The 3892-nt window shown below is 74.4% G+C and carries 1 protein-coding gene; it reads right to left on the bottom strand.

The annotated features are described in order from the left end of the window. The coding region (locus BH719_RS02950) for a hypothetical protein (RefSeq protein ID WP_009743253.1) at positions 1-3892 on the bottom strand (3892 nt) is incomplete at both ends.

The following is a 3892-nucleotide window of genomic DNA, read 5'->3' as shown; positions in this document are numbered from 1 at the left end:
CAACAGCCCCGTACACACCCGACAGGATGTCGAGGCGCGCCCGGATCCTCTCGTAGTGCCCGTCGTCGTAGGGCAGTGCCCGCACGAGGCGGGCCTCGGCCTGAAGGTCCGCGCACGCGGCGGGATCCCACGTGACAGACGTGCTGTAGCCGTCAGCCGCCAGGGTCCACGCCCCGGCGGAGTCGACGCGGCCCCTCGGCGTGTCCTTGGCGGCGGGGGGCAGCCCCAGGAGGGGGCGCAGCGCCGCTCCCCGGTCGTACACCGACCACGTCAGGGGGGTGGCCGCGCAGGCGCGCTTCATCGCCTCGTGGGCGTCCGCCAGCCACCCGGCCAGGGGGTCGTCCCGGTGGGCCAGCGCCGCCGCCCACAACCAGGCGTCCAGGTTCCGCTCGTCGGGGGAGCCGCCGAGCCCGAGGAGGGCGGCGCGGCCCCCGTAGCGGAAGGCGCGCCCCGCCTTGTCCAGGAGGTCGCCGGGCAGGCGGTAGGAGCCGTCGTCCTCGCGGCGCCACGCCTCGACCACCGCGTCGACGTCCGCTCCCTCGCGCACGAAGCGGACGGGGTCGTGGGCGGCGGCTGCGACGAGGCGCCTCAGCGCGGCCGATCCCAGGCCCATGAGGAACTCCTGGCCCTCCCGCGCCTCCTTCGCCTTCAAGCCCAGGAGCGCGCGCAGGTCCTTGGCGAGGGGGCCCGCGGAGACGGGTTGGACGCCGGGAAGCCCCGCCATGAAGAGCGCCGCGGCCGCCGGTGACCACCCGGTGCCCTCCGCCAGGCGCCGTGCCGCCTCCGGGTCCCACGGCGGCGCCCCGTCGGACAGGAGGGTCCTGAACGCCCCGATGATGGTGTCCGCGTCGATGCCGCACCCGCGCATGGCGACCTGGGGGGTGGTGCCATGGACTGATGGGGGCACGCCCCCCGAGGGCGAGTAGAAGCGCTTCGAAGTGTCCGATGGCACGTTGAAGGCGCTCCTGCCGAGCATGACGGCGGGGCCGTCGGGCGTGTCGACGAGGGGCGCGGGGGCGCCTCCCTGGAGGGGCTGGCGCAGTCCGGGCACGTCGAAGACGCAGCAGGACGGGGAGTACAGGCCCTGGTCGGCCACGTCGCCGAAGGCCGCGGCCGTTGCCTCGACGGACTCCCGCGGCGCCAGTGGGCGGGCGGCGGAGAAGAGCAGGGCGAGAGGTTCGGCGAGGACCACGGGCAGGGAGTCCTCGACGTACGTGAACGCGACGTTCTCACCCGCCAGGCGGCGCACGACGTTGCCGATGGCGTCCCGGTCGGTCGCGCGCCCCCAGCCCCCGGTCGCCCACCGCACCGCGGCGCACGACGCCTCGGCGCCCGGGAAGCTGCGCGGGGCCCCGAGCGCTGCGGCGTCCGGGACCGCCCCCAACTGGAGGATCCTCTTCACCCCGGCAGCCGCCCACACGACGGCGTCGACGAGCGCGTCTTCCCCGGACCCCAGGAAGGCGCGCGCGGCGGCCCGGGCGGCGTCGGTGAGGACTTCGGCCGGGTCCTGCGGGGGATTCGCCGGTTCGGCGGGGTCGGCGCTGGAGGCAGCGGGCACAGCCGCCAGCAGGGCCTGCGCCTGCTCCTCGGTGGCGTTCCGCAGGCGCCCGCTGGCGGCCGCGTCGCGGACCTGGAACTGGTGCCAGCCGATGCGGGGGACCCGGTGGAGCAGGTGGGCCAGTCCGTTCGCGCCCGCTGTGCGCAGCAGGGGGGAGCCGTCCTCGCGCGAGAGGACGCCGTTGGAGACCAGCCAGTGCCCCCCGCCCGGTCTCCTGATCCTCCCCATCACGCTCCAGGAGCCGGCCCGGCACGCGTGCCCGTCGGCGTCGAGGTGGAGGAACTCGCCGTCACGGACCAGGGCGACCCACGCGTGGCGGCCCTGGGCAGTGGACATGAGGGACCGCTCAGTCGTCGGTGTGGCCGGGCACCAGGAGACGGCGTGGGGGCGCAGTTCCCACCCGTCGCGCAGGTAGGGGGCGATGAGGTCCGCCAGCGGCCCCGGCAGCGACTCGCGCCCAACGGCACCGGTCCGGGGATCGACCTCGTTGACGCGGCCGCCGTCCACGCGCCAGTAGTGCCCGTCCTCGCTCAACAGCGGGCAGGGGGCGGTGAAGGGGTGCTCGGAGTCCCCCACGCGCACGACCCTCTCGCCCACCAGGCGGCCCCCGGGGACGGGCAGTGTGGCACTGCTCCACGAGGGCCGCTCCCAGTAGGCGTACCCCAGGTCGATCGGGGCCCCGGGGTTGTTGGACCACGTCAGATCGCTGGTGCCGTTGTTGTGGCGGCGCAGGTAGGCGGTCTCGCCCTTGACCAGCAGGTAGTCCCACCACTGCGCCCTCTTGCCCTTCTTCGGGGAGAAGGCCGCCTCGGCGACCCGCTGGTCCCCGTCGACCCATACGATGCGCCCCTTCGAGGCGACGCCGACGGCGGGGAAGGACTCGTGGAGGGTGGGCGCCTCGTCGCCGGACTCCGCTGCGGCGGCCTCCAGTTCCGGCCACGCGAGCTCCGTGACGAGGCCGTCGCGCAGGGTCCGGGCGAGCAGCCGGGGGCCGTCGAGGTGGGCGGCCAGTGCCGCGAGCTGGTCGGGGAACGCGCGCGCCCCCGAGGGGGTGAGCAGCCTGGACAGGCGCTTGATCTCGGCCAGGACCTGGGCGGTGGTCGGTTCGCCGCCGAGCCTGGGCCGGGCCCACACCCCCAGCATCCGCCGCGTTCCCGAGTGCGCGATGAGGGTGTCGAGGTGGGAGCGCATCGTGGACTCGATCCCCCTCACGACCAGGGGCGCCATGTCGGAGTCGGCGAGGAAGTCCAGGTCGGGCCGGTCCGGGGACTCGGCCCAGCGGTCGAGGCGGAGGCTGGAGTAGAAGCGCGTTCCGGTGTCGAAAGCGGGGCGGGCCCCCGCCTCGACAATGGCGTCGAGGATCTCCGGTTCGAGGCAGTACAGGGCGTTGGACAGCTCCACCGTCTTGCCCGCCAGCCCTTTCATACGGCGGATCAGCAGGCACAGCGCGCGGGGGTAGGGCGCGCGCCACGTCCCTTGCAGCATCCGGGTGTACCTGCCCACCCACTCCCGGCAGTCGAGGCGGCCGTCCACGAGGTCGCCGGTGATCCCCAGCTTTTCCAGGAGGCCCACCCAGTCGTCGGGCGCCACCGCCGGGGGCGCGAGGCGGGCCACCACCCCCTTCGCCTCCTCGTCGCTCCGCGCGAGTTCCACGAGGGCGCGCCGGAACTGCTTCCAGAATGCGGCGGAGGCCCGCTCGATGGAGGGGGAGGGCAGGATCTGGCGCAGGAGGCGGACCTGGGTGTCGAGCAGGTCCGCTCCCGCCTCCTGGGCGAGGCGCCTCACGTCGGCGGCGAGCCCCCCGTACGGCGGCATACCGCCCTTGACGCGCTCGACGTTGAGGGCGAGGAAACTGTCGAGTGCGGCGCCCGCGCCGTAGCGCTCCAGCAGGGCCCTGCCCTCGGCGCTCAGCTCTTTGGCCGACACGGCGCCCGCCAGGGCGAATTCGAGGAACACCTGGCGGTGGCGCTCCTCGTCGATGTCGAGGTTGTGGGCGCGCTCGGCCTCGCGGGCCTTCCCGAAGTACTGGGTGGCGTAGGCGCGGTTGTCGTTGCGCAGGAAGATCCGGCCGGCCTCCTCCAGGAAGGTCGGCAGGAAGTGCGGTGCCGACTCGTCGAGCATCCGCGCCAGTTCGTCGATGCTCTTCTTCGCGTTGCCGGGTTTCGCGCGCGCGGTCTTCTCGATCCGGCGCAGGTCGCCGACCAGGTTGAGGGCGTGGCGCGCGTTGGCGGGGTCGGTGAGGATGGGCCATTCGGGGAAGCCGGTGGCTCTGGTGCGGGTGTGGCCGATGGGCACGGGGTCGCCGGCGCGGGCGAAGCCCAGGGAGGCCAGAGT

The organism is Pauljensenia hongkongensis, from assembly GCF_001746855.1.
GTDB lineage: Bacteria > Actinomycetota > Actinomycetes > Actinomycetales > Actinomycetaceae > Pauljensenia > Pauljensenia hongkongensis.
Note: the sequence above shows the minus strand (reverse complement) of the source record. Positions and strands in the feature narration are given on the sequence as shown.